The sequence below is a fragment of the Streptococcus sp. LYSM12 genome (assembly GCF_004569635.1).
In the GTDB taxonomy this organism is placed as follows: Bacteria; Bacillota; Bacilli; order Lactobacillales; family Streptococcaceae; genus Streptococcus.
Window position 1 is genome coordinate 1 of the sequence record NZ_SPOZ01000060.1, and the last position, 1,368, is coordinate 1,368.

Genomic DNA, 1,368 nt, shown 5'->3' on the forward strand with positions numbered 1-1,368 from the left:
TGCCTCTAGTGCAACACCCGAATCTTCCAAAGATGAGGGCGATGCCATCCAACAACCCAAGGTTGTGACAGAAGAGAGTGATGCGGAAGTAGAACTCAAACAGAAATATGGAGAACCTGTTGCGGTCAGTGGACAAGAACAGCTCTACCGTGTGGATGAGACCCATTTTGTGACCCACATTGGTAGTGACATCAAGACCTATGTGGACCAAGACGGAGTAGAAGTCCCTGTTGACTTGTCCCTGTATTCTTATCATGCGGACGGCCACCACTACTATCTTCCCAAGGAATCTCCAGTAGGAGTCGTCTTACCCAGTAGGGTCGAGGAAGAGACTCCCATTGATATTATTCACAAAGATGAAAAGATCTCCCTCTACCCTTTGGATAAGACCTATGATCAAGCCACCGTTGAAAAGAATGCGATTTTATATAACAATGTCGAAGGCAAGACCGATGTCCAGTATACGGTTCAATCCAATGGAGTCAAAGAAGAAATCGTCCTTGCCGAGTGGGGAGGCAAGAACCGCTTTACCTACGGTCTTGATGCAGGACGCTATGACGTCAGCCTTGAAAATAATCAAGTATTGGTTCGTGAGAAAGGTAAATCGAGGGTTCTCTTTGTCTTGACCGCCCCTCTCATGGTGGACGCAGCTGGTGCGACCAGCCAAGATGTGACCCTAGAGTTGAGTGAAAAATCTGGGAAATACCAAGTGACCGTCATCGCAGGCAAAGACTGGCTTTCGTCCAAAGAGCGCCAGTACCCTGTAAGGATTGACCCGACCGTGACCGTGCCGCGGGAACAGATTCTCAACTCCGTGACCAGTACCGTCCATGGTCGTTACCTTGGTCTTGGTTATGGCTATGTCGGTTACCTAGACGTTGATATGATTGGGATGACAGGTGTTCCAGGTGTCCGTGATATTGGACGCTCTCGGATCTATTTCAAAATCAACTATGACTTTAAACAGAACATTCCTTCCGAGGCTCGTATTGATAGTGCCACCCTCAATCTTTATCAATATACCTCCCCTGGTAACACGGGGACACAGTTTGGTGCCTACCGTTTAACGGAAGATTTTGATATCCATACGATTACGTGGGACTCTTCTGTGACGCTCGGTCGTGAGATTGCGGGTGAGCATGCGATTAGTGCCAAAGCGACCCCAGCTGAAAACTACAAGAAAATGCACCGCTTTGATATCCGTGAGACCGTAAACGGCTGGGTTCAAGGGCTCTATCCCAACTATGGGCTGGTCGTCGCAGCGACCGACGAGGGTGCAGATGGCGGGGCTTTCTATACGACAGAGGCTACTGCTGAAAATGCGGGTCAGATTGGCTTTACTCCAGACAAGGCGCCCAGCCTTACCAT

General features: G+C 49.2%; 1 protein-coding gene. It reads left to right on the forward strand.

Annotated elements, in window-relative coordinates; genetic code table 11:
* A partial coding sequence (locus tag E4T79_RS10670; protein ID WP_135030108.1) for a DNRLRE domain-containing protein occupies window positions 1-1,368 on the forward strand: 1,368 nt, incomplete at both ends.